The organism is Ralstonia sp. 25C, from assembly GCF_051904805.1.
GTDB lineage: Bacteria > Pseudomonadota > Gammaproteobacteria > Burkholderiales > Burkholderiaceae > Ralstonia.
The window spans coordinates 1086947-1102924 of record NZ_CP196738.1 but is presented as its reverse complement, the minus strand read 5'-3'; the positions used below and the strand labels follow the sequence as shown (position 1 = coordinate 1102924).

Annotated in this window: 14 protein-coding genes; 4 read left to right on the top strand and 10 right to left on the bottom strand. The window is 64.9% G+C overall.

What is annotated here, in order from left to right; all coding sequences use genetic code 11:
* The first annotated feature begins 10 nt into the window (after nucleotides 1-10).
* Nucleotides 11-1033, top strand: a complete 1023-nt coding sequence (locus tag ACS7SF_RS23400) for a UDP-glucuronic acid decarboxylase family protein (RefSeq protein ID WP_439892876.1) — start codon at nucleotides 11-13, stop codon at nucleotides 1031-1033.
* Between the two features lie 6 nt (nucleotides 1034-1039).
* On the opposite strand, the gene ACS7SF_RS23395 is transcribed toward ACS7SF_RS23400, so the two are convergent.
* The 6 genes from ACS7SF_RS23395 to ACS7SF_RS23370 form a co-directional block, all read right to left on the bottom strand.
* On the bottom strand, nucleotides 1040-1969 hold the full coding sequence (locus tag ACS7SF_RS23395) for a glycosyltransferase family 2 protein (RefSeq protein WP_439892875.1): 930 nt from the start codon (nucleotides 1967-1969) through the stop codon (nucleotides 1040-1042).
* A complete protein-coding gene (locus ACS7SF_RS23390; RefSeq protein WP_439892874.1) occupies nucleotides 1950-2675 on the bottom strand; it encodes a PIG-L deacetylase family protein in 726 nt (241 codons plus the stop codon). Before ACS7SF_RS23390 ends, ACS7SF_RS23395 begins: the two co-directional genes overlap by 20 nt.
* On the bottom strand, nucleotides 2672-3934 hold the full coding sequence (locus ACS7SF_RS23385) for a zinc-dependent alcohol dehydrogenase (protein WP_439892873.1): 1263 nt from the start codon (nucleotides 3932-3934) through the stop codon (nucleotides 2672-2674). The genes ACS7SF_RS23390 and ACS7SF_RS23385 overlap by 4 nt, the downstream gene beginning before the upstream one ends.
* A 91-nt stretch (nucleotides 3935-4025) precedes the next feature.
* Complete coding sequence (locus ACS7SF_RS23380) at nucleotides 4026-5318, bottom strand: Nramp family divalent metal transporter (RefSeq protein WP_439892872.1); 1293 nt, start codon at nucleotides 5316-5318, stop codon at nucleotides 4026-4028.
* Between the two features lie 8 nt (nucleotides 5319-5326).
* Entirely contained in the window at nucleotides 5327-5593 is a 267-nt protein-coding gene (locus ACS7SF_RS23375; RefSeq protein ID WP_439892871.1) for a hypothetical protein, read from the bottom strand.
* Nucleotides 5594-5621: 28 nt separating this feature from the next.
* On the bottom strand, nucleotides 5622-6113 hold the full coding sequence (locus tag ACS7SF_RS23370; protein ID WP_439892870.1) for a DUF421 domain-containing protein: 492 nt from the start codon (nucleotides 6111-6113) through the stop codon (nucleotides 5622-5624).
* Between the two features lie 136 nt (nucleotides 6114-6249).
* On the opposite strand from ACS7SF_RS23370, the gene ACS7SF_RS23365 reads away from it, so the two are divergent.
* The 3 genes from ACS7SF_RS23365 to ACS7SF_RS23355 all read left to right on the top strand — a co-directional run bounded on the left by ACS7SF_RS23365 (nucleotide 6250) and on the right by ACS7SF_RS23355 (nucleotide 9615).
* The gene (locus ACS7SF_RS23365) at nucleotides 6250-7110 is read left to right on the top strand and encodes an SDR family oxidoreductase (RefSeq protein ID WP_439892869.1); all 861 of its coding nucleotides are present in this window, start codon (nucleotides 6250-6252) and stop codon (nucleotides 7108-7110) included.
* A 528-nt stretch (nucleotides 7111-7638) separates the two neighbouring features.
* Nucleotides 7639-8688, top strand: a complete 1050-nt coding sequence (locus tag ACS7SF_RS23360; protein ID WP_439892868.1) for a PAAR domain-containing protein — start codon at nucleotides 7639-7641, stop codon at nucleotides 8686-8688.
* A gap of 633 nt (nucleotides 8689-9321) precedes the next feature.
* Entirely contained in the window at nucleotides 9322-9615 is a 294-nt protein-coding gene (locus tag ACS7SF_RS23355) for a hypothetical protein (protein WP_439892867.1), read from the top strand.
* A 124-nt stretch (nucleotides 9616-9739) separates the two neighbouring features.
* Here the strand turns inward: ACS7SF_RS23355 and ACS7SF_RS23350 are convergent, their stop codons facing one another.
* The 4 genes from ACS7SF_RS23350 to ACS7SF_RS23335 all read right to left on the bottom strand — a co-directional run bounded on the left by ACS7SF_RS23350 (nucleotide 9740) and on the right by ACS7SF_RS23335 (nucleotide 15933).
* A complete protein-coding gene (locus ACS7SF_RS23350) occupies nucleotides 9740-10876 on the bottom strand; it encodes a porin (protein WP_439892866.1) in 1137 nt (378 codons plus the stop codon).
* 111 nt (nucleotides 10877-10987) lie between these two features.
* Nucleotides 10988-12208: a 3-(3-hydroxy-phenyl)propionate transporter MhpT gene (gene mhpT, locus ACS7SF_RS23345; RefSeq protein WP_439892865.1), complete on the bottom strand. Its 1221-nt coding sequence runs from the start codon at nucleotides 12206-12208 to the stop codon at nucleotides 10988-10990.
* Between the two features lie 29 nt (nucleotides 12209-12237).
* Nucleotides 12238-13971 (bottom strand): tannase/feruloyl esterase family alpha/beta hydrolase, encoded by a 1734-nt coding sequence (locus ACS7SF_RS23340; RefSeq protein ID WP_439892864.1) that lies wholly within the window; start codon nucleotides 13969-13971, stop codon nucleotides 12238-12240.
* Nucleotides 13972-14031: 60 nt separating this feature from the next.
* Complete coding sequence (locus ACS7SF_RS23335; RefSeq protein ID WP_439894464.1) at nucleotides 14032-15933, bottom strand: feruloyl-CoA synthase; 1902 nt, start codon at nucleotides 15931-15933, stop codon at nucleotides 14032-14034.
* Between the last annotated feature and the right edge of the window lie 45 nt (nucleotides 15934-15978).

The following is a 15978-nucleotide window of genomic DNA, read 5'->3' as shown; positions in this document are numbered from 1 at the left end:
AGGTGGCCGCATGAGACACCACGGCGAACCGCATCACCCCGGCCACCCGGAACCCCACCACCACTGGCGCGACCAGCGCCGTGTGCTGGTGACCGGCGGCGCCGGCTTTCTCGGCTCGCACCTGTGCGACCGGCTGCTGCGCGACGGGCACGACGTGCTCTGCGTCGACAATTTCTACACCGGCACCAAGCGCAACATCGCCCATCTGCTCGGGCACCCGCGCTTCGAGGTGCTGCGGCACGACATCACCTTCCCGCTCTATGTGGAGGTGGATGACATCTACAACCTCGCCTGCCCTGCCTCTCCCATCCACTACCAGCAAGACCCGGTACAAACGACGAAGACCAGCGTGCATGGCGCGATCAACATGCTGGGGCTGGCCAAGCGGGTGGGCGCGCGCATCCTGCAGGCTTCCACCAGCGAGGTGTATGGCGACCCGCACGAGCATCCCCAAACCGAGGCGTATTGGGGCAACGTCAACCCCATCGGCGTGCGCTCGTGCTACGACGAAGGCAAACGCTGCGCCGAAACGCTGTTCATGGACTACCGCCGCCAGCATGGGCTCGACGCCAAGGTGGCGCGCATCTTCAACACCTACGGCCCGCGCATGCACCCCAATGACGGACGCGTGGTCTCCAACTTCATCATGCAGGCCCTGGCCGGCGAGCCCATCACGCTGTACGGCGACGGGCGCCAGACGCGCGCCTTCTGCTATGTCGACGACCTGATCGATGCGCTGGTGCGGTTGATGAATACGCCGCCGGAATTCGCTGGGCCAGTCAACCTGGGCAACCCGGTGGAGATGAGCATGCTCGACATCGCCCGGCAAATCGTGGCGTGCACGCGCTCGAACTCTGAACTCGTCTTCCGCCCGCTGCCGCAAGATGACCCGACGCAGCGTTGCCCCGACATCGCGATCGCGCGCGAGGTGCTCGGCTGGGAGCCCCGCACCGCGCTCGAAGTGGGGCTGGCGCGCACGGTGGAATATTTCCGGCAGCAGTATTTCCTGGCGCCGATGCCCGCGCTTGCTTAACGCCGTCTAGCCTACCGAGAGGGTAGGAATCGCGCGCTGGCGCTGGCGGTCAGCATCCATCTGGCGCCACAGTGCGGCGGTGCCAGGCTGCACGGTGTGCCGATGCAGCAGCACGCGTGGCAGGCGGGCCAGCGCCGCGGGCAGCGCTTCGCCCAGCACGCCTTGTTCAGCCATGGAACGCAGCGCTCGGCCAGTGACGCGCCAGGCCAGATCCTGCGGCAGCCGTAGCCACGCACTCAGCAGTTCGTTGCGCGTCAGCAGTGCACGGCGCTGCATGACGTCGCGCACCGGCGACGGGTTGTGGTGCGTGACCACCTCGCGGCAATAGACGATGTGCCAGCCCGCGTCGACAAGGTCCAGCGCGAGCACGCTTTCCTCCCCGCCGATGAAGAGGTCGCGCCGGTAGCCGCCCGCCTCGGTAAAGGCGCGTGTGCGCATCACGCAAGCACCGGCCATGAAGCCAAGCAGTGCCGGGCCGGGCAGCCCTTCGGCGGGCAGCGTGCTGGCGGCCATCGGCTCGCACGCGGTGTCGTCGCGCCGCGTGGGGCCGACCAGGATATGCGCCGCCACCACCCCCACGGACGGATACCGCTGCAGCACGTCCACCGCCCGCGCGATCGACCCCGGCAGCCAAGCCGTGTCGTCATCGCAAAAGGCCACGTACGGTGTATCAACCGTGGCCACCCCCAGGTTGCGGCCAGCAGCGCCGTAGTTGCGCGGCGCACGCACCACCAGCACGCCAGGAAAGCGCGCAGTCACTTGATCCGCGGTGCCATCGGTGGAGCCGTTGTCGACCAGCACAATCGGCCATGGCTCCGCCAGCGCCGTCAACTTGGCCAGCGTGTCGAGCACCGTGGCGGCGCGGTTGTGCGTGAGGACGACGATGGAACACAGCGGGTGCGCGGCACGTGCGTCATCAAACGATTGCGTTTGCATGGTCTAAGCCTCCTTGCTGGGGTTCGAGCAGCCAAAAGCGTTCCGGCTGATGGACGTCTTCCACACCGCCGGGGCCGAAGGCGCGCAGCTGGCTGGCGTAGCAGGCCACCGCGCGGCGCTTCTGGCGGCCGTCCATGGCGCTGACCGGGGTGACGGGCGTGGCCACCACGCCCCGTTTCGCCAGCGCGACGATGCGCTGCTGCACCACACCGCGCCCGCGCCGGTAGAGCGCATCCTCATAGCCGATCCAAAGCCGGCCCGGCAACTTGGGCGGCAGCGTGAGCACGGCTTCGTGCACCAGCACGTGGTCGCTGTGAAACAGGCCGAGCGGTACGAACACCGCCTCGGCCGCATGCCGCGCGATCACCCGATGCAGGGCGCCGGCCAGATCCGCCACGGAGGGCGTTTGCGCGTACTGGCTGTCGCAAAAACCCAGGTGGTGCACGGTGGCGCTCACCTGTGCGTGCGCCTGTGTGTCTTCCAGCCGGCGCACGGCCACGGCGGCGTTGGAGTCTTCAAAGCCGGCGGCGTGGTCCCACTCCGTGCACATGGCCAGGGGCGGCGCGCCGCCGAACACCGTCACGGTGTGGCTGCCGTGATGCGCGGCGAGCATGTTGCCGCAAGAGAACACCGCGTCGTCAAAGTGCGGCGAAATCACCAGCACCGGCCCCAGGCCCGCGACACGGTCGTGCAGTGCGCGGCTCATGCGTGGGTGGCGTGAGCACCGTCGGCGGCCTGTGGGTCAAGCTTGACCTTCATCCAGCCCGGTTCACGCGTATCAAAGGCGCGGTAGGCATCAAGCGCAGCGGCCATCGGCTCGCGCACGGACAGCACCGCCGCCGGGTCGAGCGCACCCGTGCGCACCAGCTCCACCAGCTTGGGCAGATAGCGGCGGTGGTTGCAGTTGCCCATGCGCACCGTGAGGTTCTTGTTCATCGCCACGCCAATGGGGAACGTTGTGTCGTTGGGCGGATACACGCCGATGATCGACAGCGTGCCCGCCTTGGCGAGCCCCTCGACGGCCCAGCGCAGCGCCTGCGACGGGGCATCGCCGGCTTGCCACGGCGCGTTCTCGTTGGCGTCGGAAACCGCGCCCGTGCCGCGTGCCTGCGGAGCCGTGGTGTGGCGTTCGGCGGCAAAGGCCTGCGTGGTTTTCTCGTCAGGGCGTGCAGGGCCGTGATCGGCATGCTGCGCATCCACGCCCACAGCATCGATCGCGCAATCCACACCGATGCCGCCCGTCAACCGGCGCAGTGCCTGCACGGGGTCTTCGCGTTCGAAGTCGATGACCTCCGCGCCTTGCGCGCGTGCCATGTCGAGCCGATCGGCAACGTGGTCAATGGCAAAGATGCGCCCCGCCTGCATCAGCTTGGCCGACGCGATCGCAAATTGCCCCACCGGCCCCGCCCCGAACACAGCGACGGTGTGGCCTGGCTTGATGTTTGCCAGGTCCGCGCCAAAGTAGCCGGTCGGCACAATGTCGGACAGCAGGATGGCCTGGTCGTCCGTGACTTCGTCGGGCAGCTTGATCAGGTTGACGTGTGCAAACGGCACACGCGCTTTTTCCGCCTGCAAGCCATCGAAACCGCCGTTCTCTTCCGGGCCGCCGTAGAACGCCGTGCCGGCCAGATGCCCGTTCGGGTTGGCCACATCACATTGCGCCGTGTAGCCTGCGCGGCAATAGGCACAGGCTCCGCAGGCAATGGTCGAAGGAATCACCACGCGGTCGCCCACGGACAGGTTGCGCACGTCGCTGCCCAGCGCCTCGATCACGCCCACGCCCTCGTGACCGAGGATGCGCCCTTCCTTCACATCCGACAGCGTGCCGCGCACGAAATGCAGATCGGTGCCGCAGATGGCGCTGGCGGTCAAACGCACGATGGCGTCGGTGGGCTCGCGCAGTGTCGGCTCGGGCACGTCTTCCAGACGGATGTCGCCGATGCCGTGGAATACAACAGCTTTCATGGTGGACCCCTGGTTGGATGATTGGCACGCCACACCCCTTGCGTGGCCTCGCCCATGACACGCAACCACGGTGCCAGCCGCTTAGCGCGTGTTACGCCCCCTGCAGCGCCAGCGCAAAAAAGAGCAGCGTGCTCACGCACATGCACAAGGTCGCCGCCCACGCCGTGCCGTGCAGCAGCAGAGAACTGCGGAAGGGGCCCATCACCGCCTTGCGGCGCGACATCAGCTGCAGCATCACCATGACCGGCGTGGCGGCCACGCCGTTGAGCACCGCAGACCAGTAGAGCAAACGGAACGGTTCGATCGGGAGGAAGACCATGGCGGTGGCGGCCACCATCACCACGGCCAGAAACAGGTAGAACTTGGGCGCGCGCGCGGGGGCCGCTTCCAGGCTGCTATGCCAGCGAAAAGCTTCGGCGGCGGCATACGCGGCGGAGCCCGCGAGTACCGGCACGGCCAATAGCCCGGTGCCGATCACCCCGAGCGCAAACAGCGCCTGCGCGAACCGGCCCGCCACGGGCTTGAGCGCCTGTGCCGCCTCCGCGCAGGTGCGGATCTGCGTGATGCCGTGAGGGTGCAGCGCATACGCCGCCGTCAACATGATGCAGAACGCGATCACCGCCGACACCACCATGCCGACGGTGGTATCGAGCCGGATGCGCGCAAGCTGCTGTTCTGCCTGCCACGGCGCTTGCTTGAGCGGTGCTTCACCTTCGGCCAAGCGGGTCTCTTCCACTTCACCAGCGGCCTGCCAGACAAACAGATACGGGCTGATGGTGGTACCAAACACGGCAATCAGCGTCATCACGTAGTCCTGCGACCACTGCAGGCGTGGCACCACGGTGTCGTGCAAGGCGTGCACCCAATCCACCTTCACCACAAACGCGGTGGCCACATACGCCAGCAACGACAGCGCCATCCATTGCAGATAACGCGCGTAGCGCCGGTACGGAATCCACACCTGCAACGCCAGCGTCACCACTGCAAACACGCACGCATACCACGCCGTGGAGCCGCCCAGCAGCAAGCGCACGCTGTCGCCCATGGCGGCAATGTCGGCGCCCACGTTGATGATGTTGGCGAGCGTGACCAGCGCAACAAACGCATACGCCAGCCACGGTGAATGGTGGCGCCGGATATTGGCCACCACGCCCGCCCCCGACACCCGCCCCAGCCGCGCACTGACCAGCTGGATGGCAATCATCAGCGGCAGTGTCAGCAGCAGCGTCCACAACATGCTGGTGCCCGCCTGCGCACCTGCTTGTGCATAGGTGGCGATGCCACTGGGATCGTCGTCCGCCGCGCCCGTCGTCAAGCCGGGGCCGAGCCGGCGATACCACGGGGCCTTGTCTGCCTCAGTCGGTTCAGGGGGCGCGGTAGACACGGTGGCCGTCAGCTACGGTTGTCGGTGGGCGGTGCGGTGGGGGTGTTGCTGCCGGGGTCGTGCAGCTTGTCACGCGTGATGCCCGGGGGCACTTCACCCTGACGCATGCGACGGGCGGTGTCGTCCTTGCTCTGCGGCTTGGGCGCCGTGCTACCAGGCCGACCGACTTCGGCATCCGCCGGCCGGTCGCCCGGCTTGCGATGCGATTCCGCCTGCGCCCAATCGGCCTGACGTTGTTCGGCTTCGCGGCTTTCCTTCTGCTGTTTGTCTCGCATGATTTGGCTCCGGCAGTGCGATGAAACATCAACGGCGCTTGCGGATCAGGCTCACCTGTCCGTTGCGCTCCAGGATGGCGGCGTCTACGTCGTCCAGCGTGCGCGAGCCCAGGGTCTGCCGCACACTCTCGTGGATATCGGCCGGAGTCAGGAGTGCGGCATCCATCTGGTCTTGATGAAACCGGCCATCGTGATAGACCTCGCGCTCACGCCCGGCAATCAGGCGATCCAGCTTCGGCAGTCGCACACATGCCCAGCCCAGCAACCGGTGCACCGCCACCAGCGCGAGGGATGCCGACACCGTCGCCACAAATGGCGAAGCCCCGACGATGGCGCGACTCAGCGTCGCGCCCAGCAGCACGGCAACCACAAAGTCAAACGGCGCGCGCTGCCCAAAGGAGCGCCGGCCCGACAAGCGCACCAGCGCCAGCCCGATGGCAAACACCACCACGGCACGCAACGCGGTCTGCAAGGGGTTCAGATCCTTGCCTTCGCCAAACAGGAACAGCAGCGTATCCATGGCGCCTCCTGCCCGTGGTGTGAATGTCTGTGCCACTCCCAGCAAACCGCGTGCCGCGCAGTCGGCGCCACACCCGCCGCCATGGCATGCCGCGTGCTGCAACACAGGGCACCCATTCCATTCACCTGAACCTGCCATGTCAGACCAACCGCAAACCCAACCCGCGCAACACCAGGATCGACAACCCGGCAAAGAAGGCGAGATGACGCCAGTCCCACGTGCAGAAATGGAGGGCTACGTCGGCAGCGGCAAGCTCACCGACAAGGTGGCCATCGTCACTGGCGGCGACAGCGGCATCGGCCGCGCGGTGGCCATCGGCTTTGCCAAGGAAGGTGCCGACGTGCTGATCGCTTACCTGAACGAACACGACGACGCCAACCAGACCTGCCGCCTCGTACGCGCCACCGGCCGCCGCTGCGAAGCGATTGCCGGCGACCTGGGCGACGAAGCACATGCGCGCGCCGTGATCACACAGGCCGTGGCCACCTTCGGCAAGATCGATATCGTGGTGAGCAACGCGGCAGAACAGCACCCGCAACCGAGCCTGGCCGACATCGACCCCGCCCAACTGGAGCGCACCTTCCGCACCAACGTCTTTGCGATGTTTTATTTGCTGCGTGCCGCGCTACCGCACCTGCATGCAGGCGCACGCATCATCACCACGACTTCGGTGACGGCGTTTCGCGGCAGCGGGCACCTGGTGGATTACGCCGCCACCAAGGGCGCAATCGTGGCCTTCACGCGGTCACTCGCACAGCAATTGGCGGAGAAGGGCATCCTGGTGAATGCCGTCGCCCCGGGGCCGATCTGGACGCCGCTGATTCCGTCCACCTTCGATGCCGAACACGTTGCCAAATTTGGCAGCAACGAGCCGCTGGGCCGTGCCGGGCAGCCCGATGAGGTGGCGCCGTGCTACATCTTCCTGGCGTCTGCCGATGCGAGCTATATGACGGGGCAGACGCTGCATCCGAATGGGGGGGAGATTGTTAATGGGTGATGCCTCGCGCCGCTGAATAGCCGGCCGACGAAAACACGAGCGAGGACGGCCATCATGGAAGCCGCGCTCACTCTGCTCCTGCCGGTGGCGAACACGACCATCTAGCGCGCAGCTCTACGATGTGCCACGTCGGGTCGTTTGAACTTGATCTAGATCCGCTCAAGCACCTGACGTTTGCCGGCGGCGGGGATCTTCTTCGCCGCCGTGGCGCTAACCTTGCCGGTGATGCTTCCCACGCTGGTGGTACAGATCGATCTGAGCCTGCGGCAGTGACGCTACTACTGCTGGCGCTGCCCGATCACCACCGCCGCTTGATTGCACACGAGCTGGAGGCGTATGACCGTTTGGCCGTCCGCCGGCTGCGTCGGGCAAGCAGCGGTTGCCTATTCAGCCCACGCAGAACGAATGCCCTGCCCCCGCCCTTTAAGGTTCCGCACCCCCAGACATTCATCTGACTTAACTGATAAATATCGTCACCGCGGAAATAAATAAAGTACATCTCGCTTATTCTGCAAAGCATTTTTAAAAATGCTTCAGGAGATCGCTTTGCGAAGAGCGTTAATCAAGCTGGGAGACAAAACCACAGCGGGCGGCACAGTTATCGAGGGCGAACCCGCTTCCAAACATCACGGAACACCGCTTTCCTACCACGGCGCGAGCATCTATTGCCCTGCTTGCAAGCAAACAGGCAGGGCTTGCAACGTCCCACCGATGCGCCCCATGAGGTTCATGGGCAAACAAGCGTTGCTCGAAAACGATATTTGCCTTTGTGGCTGCCAGCCGCCTCCGCGCCTGATCGCCTCGCAGTCCACCATGCATGTCTCTTTCGATCATGAAGAGCTTGCGCGGATGGGCTTTGGGCCGGCGGGTCAGCCGTTGCCGAAGGCGGCGGCGCGGCAAGAACCCAGAGAGCCGTCATACACGGAATCCGAGCGCAAATCTTCCTTACCCGACGATCCTGTTCTGATCTGCCCGAACTACACCAACGAGCAGTTCGCGGAAAAAATCACCGAGTTGCTTCGCATCGTGGAACAGCGGATGAGGATTCGGTTGACGGAATTGCAACGCTGGACAGCGCGAGATCAGCGCAACGTCGTGACTTGGTTCGGTGTGGCCGATGTCACTACCAGACAGGCCTTGCTAGCCGGGATTTCAGAAATGCTTCGTGTCACGCAATCTTTGGGACCGGAGAATTTTGTACGCTGGTCCGAAACAGCACTGACTCACGTAGGCTGCGCTCCTGGACGACCTCGTGGCGAAACACGCAACGCTGTGGCCGCTGTATGCAAGCCGGACACCGAAACGCACACAATCGCAATTGCATTACCGTTTTGCGAAATGCGTGACGACTGGGATCGAGGTGACTCTCGCCTGCTGACACTCGCACATGAAATTTCTCATTTCTTGGACACGATGGATACAAACGATGACTACTACGGCGTATGGAACTCGATTGCACTTGCAAAAATCAAATCCCCGAAATGCCTTTCACTCGCTGACAATGTTGGTGGATATATCGTTATTCACTCAGATTTTCCGGATAATTTTGACAATTTTATTGACAACACTAAGCGGTAAATCTATCGCCTGCCAAGCAGGCGAGCACTTTAATATTCAATTTGAGGAGTCATCTGACCGTCCAACCGGAACCGAAGCCGGACGCTTCGGTGCTTGGATAGTGAGCATGCAGGAAAAATATCCGAATCGGCCGTTTTTTCTCTTGATTGCCAATCAAGATGAGATGCGACCGGACGAACCAATCGGTGCGCGCCGAGGCACATGGGCAAGAGATTTCCTGATTCAGATGGGTGAAAGCCCGCAAGCCGTTGTATATGGCGGCACTTCGATCTGGCGGGCAAAGGAAGTTGGGCCAGATAGCGAAGTTCGACCCACCTCCCTATCCATTGAATTTGGCCCCGGGTGTCCAAACCGGTGCTGCACGGAATCCAAAACATGAGAGGCACAGACTATGGAACGCAATTGCGCTTGCTCGAAAGAAATCTCCGATTTACATCAAGAATGCTGACAACGTTGCTGGGTACATCGTGGTCCACGGTCAAAACACTCCTGATAATTTCGGTACTTCTATCATTCAGTTCTAGTGCGTTCGCCTGCAAACCGGGGGGCACGCACTTCTATGCGCACTTCCCGGAGTGGGCCGATCGATTGGATGGCGACGAGGCCGCGAGACTTGCCTTGTGGGCGAGCGATATGAAGAAGACATATCCCAATCGCCAACTGTATGTTCTGGTGGGATTCAAAGACGTGGGGCAGCAAACGGAGGATTTAGCTCAACGCAGAGCTGAGTGGATGAAGCGCTTCTTGGTTGGCATGGGAGAAGACAGCAAAGGGATCGTTTTCGGTGGTGCAGAGAAATATCATTCCGATCCGTATTCGGGCGTCAAACCATCAACGCTCATGATTGAATTTATCCTAGGCTGCCCTAACGGCTGCTGCACCGCCGATGGGAAGCCCACGATCGTCCCCATTGGATCGCCTGATTAGGCCTTTCGGGTTCTATCAACCGCCCACGGGGTACCTCTCGGTGTCCTTCCCCTGCGTGGTGGACAAGAAGCGTCGCGACGCCTGATCGGCCGCAAGACTGTCAGGCGCCACCTTACCCACTAAATCAAAACGCCGTCCGCACCCCCACCATCGCGCCGAGCTGGCCCACACCCTTCGCGGGCGTGGTCCCGCCGCCACCGCCGCTCACGGAATACTGCGCGTTAGCGCTGTTCCACAGATAGCCCGTCTGCGCGTACAGCGCCGTGCGCTTGGACAGCGCATACACGCCGCGCACCACGGCCATCGTCGCGCTGCGGCTCTGGTCTGCATTGACGATGCGAAGCAGGCCGGCATCCAGCGTGAGCGCGCCGGTGAGCGGGTAACTGCCGTTGACGAAGTACAGGTTGGAGCGCACGTCACCGGCGGCGGCTTGCAGGTGACGGCCGATCCAGCCTGCGCTGAGTTTGGCGTTACCCAGCTTCACATAGCCATTGGCGACGATGCGGCGGTCCTTGTCGCCGGCGTCGGCAAAGGCAATGGGTGCGCTGCCGTTGAAGAACGAAGCGGTGGCGCCCGTGCCGCCGCGCTGCTCTTCATAAGCGCCCGCCACGCCGAAGGTGGCGGCATCGTATTTCACCATCGCAGACATCGTGCGGCACGCCGACGGGTTGCCGGCCACTTCCCCGGCGCACGTGCCGGATGCCGGCACACCGCCTGCCGCATCGTGACCAAACGAGTACGTGGCGCCCACCGTCAAACCGTTGAAAGTGCCCTTGTACCCGATGCTGTTGTCGGTGCGGGCGTTGGGGATGTAGGCATCCAGCGAGCCGACGGCGTATTGGCTGGGGCCGAGGATGTCAGCATCGAGCATGGACAGGAAGACCATGCTGTACTGCCGGCCGAACGTGACGGTGCCGTAGTCGCTCGCCAAGCCCACCCACGCTTGCCGGCCGAACAGGCGGCCGCCCTGGCCGGACGTGCCGGTGTCGGTGTTGAAGCCGCTCTCCAGCGTGAACACGGCCTTCATGCCGTTGCCGAGGTCTTCTGCGCCGCGCAGCCCCCAGCGCGAAGGCAAGGTCCCCGTGACGGACGGGATGCGTGTCAGGCCATTGCCGTTGGCATTGGCGTGGCTGACGTATTCGATGCCGGTATCAACTAGGCCGTAAAGCGTGACGCTCTGGGCGTTGGCGGCACCGCTGGCAAGTGCACAAGTGGCGGCGGCCAGCGCGATGCGGCGCAGGCACGAGGTGGTGTTTTGCATGTGGGGGCCCCTCCTAGGGTCGAGCCGGTCCCGCCCCCCATATCTGGCGAGCCGGCAGTTTGGAATGTGTGAAAGGCGCCATCCGGGCGGACGGCGCCAGCATGCGATGCGCTAGTCCTGCACGCGCGGCCGCTTGAGCAACAGCAGTGCAGCCACTGCGGCCACGATGGTGACGGGGATGCTCGCGCCGATGATGGTGGTTCCGTTCTGCCCCATCGCCAGCAACTGCCCGGCGAGCATCGGGCCGGCAATCGAGCCCAGCCGGCCCACCGCCACCGCCGCTCCCACGCCGGTGCCCCGCACGGCCGTCGGGTAGTACGCCGCCCCCAGCGCATAGAGCACCGACTGCGCGCCGACCACGAACAGCCCCGCCATGAAGGCCCCCACCGACATCGAAACCATGCCGCCCGCCGCCGCCAGCAGCGCCAGCGCGGCGATGATGCCGACATACATGCCCGACACCACCCAGCGCGGGCGTGCTGCGTCCATCAGCATGCCGATGCCCAGCGCCCCGGCGCCAGCGCCGATGTTGAACAGGATCTGCACCATGCCCACCTGCGGGCGGCTCAGCCCCTGCGCGGCCATCAAGGAAGGCAACCAATTGAGCAGGAAGTACAGCACGATCAGCGTGAAGAAATAGCTCACCCACAGGAACAGCGTGGCGGCGGCGCGGCGTTCGCCGAACAACGCCCAGGACACCGGCGGTGGCTGAACATTGGCACGTTGCGCGCTATCAAAGCGGCGCGATTCCCGCAGCGTCAGCAGCAGCGGCACCACCACCAGCGGCCCGAAACCGCCCACGTAGAAGATATGGCGCCAGCCCGTGTCACCTGCACTCAACAAGCCGACCACCGCCGCGATGGCCCCGCCGAACGGAATGCCGCAGTACATGACACTCACGGCGGTGTTGCGCAGGCGCGTGGGCACGGCCTCGGCACACAGCGCGATCAGGTTGGGCATGGCGGCGCCCAGCCCGAGACCGGTCGCCACGCGGATCACCAGCAGGCTGTTGAAATCCCACACGTGTGCGGTGGCGATGGAAAAAATGCCGAACAGCGCGGTCGCCAGAATCAGCACGCGCTTGCGGCCGATGCGATCGGCCAGGCGGCCGCCCAGCATCGCACCGGGCAGCAGCCCGAACGTGCCCGCACTGAAGGCCAGGCCCATCTGCCCGACCGACAGGCCGAACTCGCGCGCCATGCGCGGCGCGGCCACGCCGATGGATTGCAGATCGAGCCCCTCGAGCAGCGCAACGATGAAGCACAGCCCGAGGGTCATGGCGATGCCGGAGCCCGCTGACTCGCGGCTCAAGGCAGGACTTGTGGTTTGCATGGCGTCTCCTTCCGGAAGTTGGGCCGACGTCATTGGCAGCTGAAGCTGGATGCGTCGTTGATGTTGCCGGTGCCCCTGTAGCGCGCGGTCTTCGGATACGCGCACAGTGGGCGGGTGCGGTCGTGGCCGGCGGCATTCCAATCGCTCGGCACTTCGGTGTTGGGCACGGCGTTGGCAGGTCCGCGCGCGGTAGCAACCACGCTGTCGGGCGCAACGCCACGTTCAACCCACGCCACCAGCGGTGTCAGCATGTCGAACTGGTCGGCCGTCGGGCCGCCCGAGCAGTGGTTCATGCCGGGCACCGGATAGAAGCGTGCGAAGTTGCTGGCATCGCCACCGTTGGCAGCGGCCAGGCGCTGGTACCAGTCCGTTGTGTCGTCGGACGAGAAAACCGGATCGCTGGTGCCGTGGTAGACCATCAGCTTGGCGCCACGCTGCTTGAGTGTGCTGAGGTTGGTCTCGTTGGGCGGCGTCATGAATGACCATGACGATTCGGTGTAGGTGGCGTCGGTAGCGAAGATCTTGGGCGCGTCGGTATCCATGTTGAACGCCAGCCCGTATGCCGTGAGCGTGGTGATGGCCGATGCCGGCTGCGGCGGGGTCGTGAACAGAAACGCCAGTGCCGCCGGATCCAACCGCAGCGAGTTGCCCTGCTTCCACGCAGCCCAGCCGCTGCCGCTGATGCCGGCATCGAACGGGAAGCCCGAGTACAGCGCTTGGCCCGCGCTGTTGCGCGCGCCGGCAAACACGTTTGCCAATACGGTCTTCTGTGCCGGGGTCAGGCACGTGCCGTCGCGTGCGCCGCTGCAGGTCGGCACATCGTTCGCGAGGCTGAACGCAGCCTGGCAGGCCTTGAGGTTGTTCACCATGCCGTCGGTCGCACCGTCCAGCGCATCACACTTGGCGAGCACGTGGCTGGCCACCATGGCCCGCTCCGTATCGGTGAGCGACGTGGTGATGTCGGGTTGCCCTGCGCTGGTGTTGGCCGTGGCCACCGTGGCCAGTTGCTGCGCGGTATACACCTCGTTGATGGCCGCCTTGGGCAAATGGAAGCCCGGGTCGCCCGCCAGAATGCCGTCATACGCATTGGCCGAACGCGCTGCCGCCACCATCGCATGGCGCCCGCCATTGGAGCAGCCGCCAAAGTAGCTGCGGTCCGGCGCCTTGCCGTACACCTGCGCGATCATCGACTTCGCCATCGGCGTGAGCACGGCGACCGCGTTGTAGCCGTAGTCCTGCCGTGCTTGTGGGTCCAGCCCGAACAGCGGGTTCTGGCTACCGTTGTGCCCCGCATCGGAACTGATGACGGCAAAGCCCGAGCCCAGCGCGCTGCTGATGGGCCCACCGCCCAGGCTCCCAAGCGCCGTCAGCACAGCGCCGTCCAGCCCGCCGTTGGCCTGATAGAAGAAGCGGCCGTTCCACGCTTTCGGCAGGCGCATCTCGAAACCGATGGCGTAGGTCTTGCCGTCCACTGGGCTCACACGCGTGTTCATGGTGCCGGTGATCAGGCAATGCTCGGGCACGGCGTTGCCGCCCACGGTCAACGTGCCGGCGGCCACGGTAGAGACCGCCGTAATGCTGGTGTTGGCAAAGCTCAGCTTGCCGGCAAAGCTCTCGCACGTGGCGGCGAGGTTCATGCCGGTGGCGGGGGCGAGTTGGGGCAAGGCATCGCTGGTGTTAGCACTGTCGTCGTTGCAGCCGGCACAGCTCAGCGCGAGGGCGAGCGCGGACAGTGCCATGCCCCGTGACATGACGGTCTTCATGAGTCTCCTCCTGGGTGGATGAACCGGTCTTTGCCGGTTGGTCGTGGTGCTGCGTTGGGATCAGCCCGCGCGAATCACGGCAGGGTCGCCATCGCGATACAGCGCGTCGACCTGCGCCGCGCGGTAGGCCAGCACAGCGCGCTGGTTGAGCGTGCCCTTGTCGGTGATCTCGCCGCGGTCCAGCGACGGCGGCGCGTCCAGCAGCATCAGCCGCGCCACGCGCGTTGCACTGCCGGTGGCCGTGGCGTTCAGCTCATGCAGCAGCGCGGCGAATGCGGAACGCACGTTAGGTGCCGCCAGCACCTCCGCCACGGTCGCCGTGGACAGAAGACCCGCGAGAGCCCGGCAGCGCTCGACCTGCGGAAACACCAGCAGCCCGATGTCGTCACGGTTCATGCCGGCAATCACCACGTCCTGCACATACGGTGCGCCCGTCGCGATCACGCAGGCGCGCAGCGGCCCGACGCTTACGAAGGTGCCGGAGCTGAGCTTGAAGTCCTCGGCGATGCGGCCATCGAAGACGAGGCCTTTCTCGGGCTGCGCCGGATCATAGAAACGCAGGGCGTCCCCGCTGCAGTAGTAGCCGTCTTCGTCGAAGACGTCAGCGGCGGACGCATCGCCCAAACGCCAGTAACCCCGCATGACGTGCGGCCCGCGAAAGCGCGCTTCCAGCTTGTCGCCCACGGGCACGAGCTTGAGTTCGCAGCCCGGCGCCGGTGTGCCGACATAGCCCGCGCGCATGATCGGCCCGGTGGTGAAGAGGCAGCATGGCGAGGTCTCGGTCATGCCCAGGCCAGCCATGATGCGGATGCGTTCTCCGCAGTGCTGGCCGGTCACGCGTTCGAGCCGGTCCCACGCGTCTTGCGACAACCCCGCGCCGCCAAAGAAGTAGAGCTTCACGCGCGAGAAGAAGGTCTCGCGCAGTGCCGGGTCCCGTTCGAGCGCCAGCGCAAGTTCTTCCCACCCCTTGGGCACGTTGAAGTACGCCGTGGGCGCAATCTCGTGCAGGTTGCGCAGGGTCTCGTCAAACTTGCCGGGCACGGGGCGGCCATCGTCGATATACAGCGTGCCGCCGTTGTAGAGCACGATGCCTACGTTGTGGCTGCCGCCAAAGGTGTGATTCCAGGGCAGCCAGTCCACCAGCACCGGCGGCTCCTTGGCGAACTCGGGAATGGTCTGGCGCAGCATCTGCTGGTTGCTGCACAGCATGCGGTGCGTGGTCGGCACAGCCTTGGGCTGGCGTGTCGAGCCGGAGGTGAACAGCACCTTCACCAGTGTGTCGGGGCCGGTGGCAGCCTGTGCAGCGTCGGCGGTGGTCACCGGTGTTTGCAGCAGCGTATCGAAAGCGGTGGCCTTGGTGACGATATGGCCGGGCAATGCACCGTCCCGCGTGATGACTTCAATACCCTCCGGCACCACAGCGTCGATCGCCTTGGCGAAGGCCACGCCATCTGCTGCATAGACGAGCCCCGGCGTGAGCACGTCGAACACATGGCGCAGCTTGCCGAAATCCGTCGACACCAGCGCATACGGCGGCGACACCGGCGCATACGGCACACCCGCCCACATGGCGCCAAACGCCAGTTGCAGATGCTCCAGGTCATTGCCCGACAGGATCACCAGCGGGCGCTCGGCAGATACACCGCGATCCAGCAACGCCTGGCCGATGGCACGCGCGCGCTCCAGCATCTCGCGGTAGGTCAGCTTGATCCATTCGCCATCCGCGCCACGACGTGCGGCCAGCACGCGATCCGGGTGGCGCTGCGCACCGGCCACCAGGCAATCCGTCATGCGCTGGGGGTGGTCCGCCAGTGCTTCGGTATTGCGCACATGCCAGACCGTGCTGTCCCGCTCGTCCCTCTCGCAACGCGCGGGCGCATCGCTCACGGCGACCTGTCGATAGGGCACGCTCGTCGGGGGCGACGCGTGGTGCCCGGTTTGAACCTGCCGGGTTTGCTGCATTTCGACGTGGTTCACGTCTTGTCTCCTGAATGCGCCGCCCGTTTT

Bases quoted from the DNA above. Each gene is read 5' to 3' on its own strand.
- ACS7SF_RS23355 (WP_439892867.1), top strand. From the start codon at position 9,322: ATGAAGAAGACATATCCCAATCGCCAACTGTATGTTCTGGTGGGATTC.
- mhpT (WP_439892865.1), bottom strand. From the start codon at position 12,208: ATGCAAACCACAAGTCCTGCCTTGAGCCGCGAGTCAGCGGGCTCCGGC.
- ACS7SF_RS23400 (WP_439892876.1), top strand. From the start codon at position 11: ATGAGACACCACGGCGAACCGCATCACCCCGGCCACCCGGAACCCCAC.
- ACS7SF_RS23385 (WP_439892873.1), bottom strand. From the start codon at position 3,934: ATGAAAGCTGTTGTATTCCACGGCATCGGCGACATCCGTCTGGAAGAC.
- ACS7SF_RS23350 (WP_439892866.1), bottom strand. From the start codon at position 10,876: ATGCAAAACACCACCTCGTGCCTGCGCCGCATCGCGCTGGCCGCCGCC.
- ACS7SF_RS23390 (WP_439892874.1), bottom strand. From the start codon at position 2,675: ATGAGCCGCGCACTGCACGACCGTGTCGCGGGCCTGGGGCCGGTGCTG.
- ACS7SF_RS23395 (WP_439892875.1), bottom strand. From the start codon at position 1,969: ATGCAAACGCAATCGTTTGATGACGCACGTGCCGCGCACCCGCTGTGT.
- ACS7SF_RS23360 (WP_439892868.1), top strand. From the start codon at position 7,639: ATGCTTCAGGAGATCGCTTTGCGAAGAGCGTTAATCAAGCTGGGAGAC.
- ACS7SF_RS23375 (WP_439892871.1), bottom strand. From the start codon at position 5,593: ATGCGAGACAAACAGCAGAAGGAAAGCCGCGAAGCCGAACAACGTCAG.
- ACS7SF_RS23335 (WP_439894464.1), bottom strand. From the start codon at position 15,933: ATGCAGCAAACCCGGCAGGTTCAAACCGGGCACCACGCGTCGCCCCCG.
- ACS7SF_RS23370 (WP_439892870.1), bottom strand. From the start codon at position 6,113: ATGGATACGCTGCTGTTCCTGTTTGGCGAAGGCAAGGATCTGAACCCC.
- ACS7SF_RS23340 (WP_439892864.1), bottom strand. From the start codon at position 13,971: ATGAAGACCGTCATGTCACGGGGCATGGCACTGTCCGCGCTCGCCCTC.
- ACS7SF_RS23365 (WP_439892869.1), top strand. From the start codon at position 6,250: ATGTCAGACCAACCGCAAACCCAACCCGCGCAACACCAGGATCGACAA.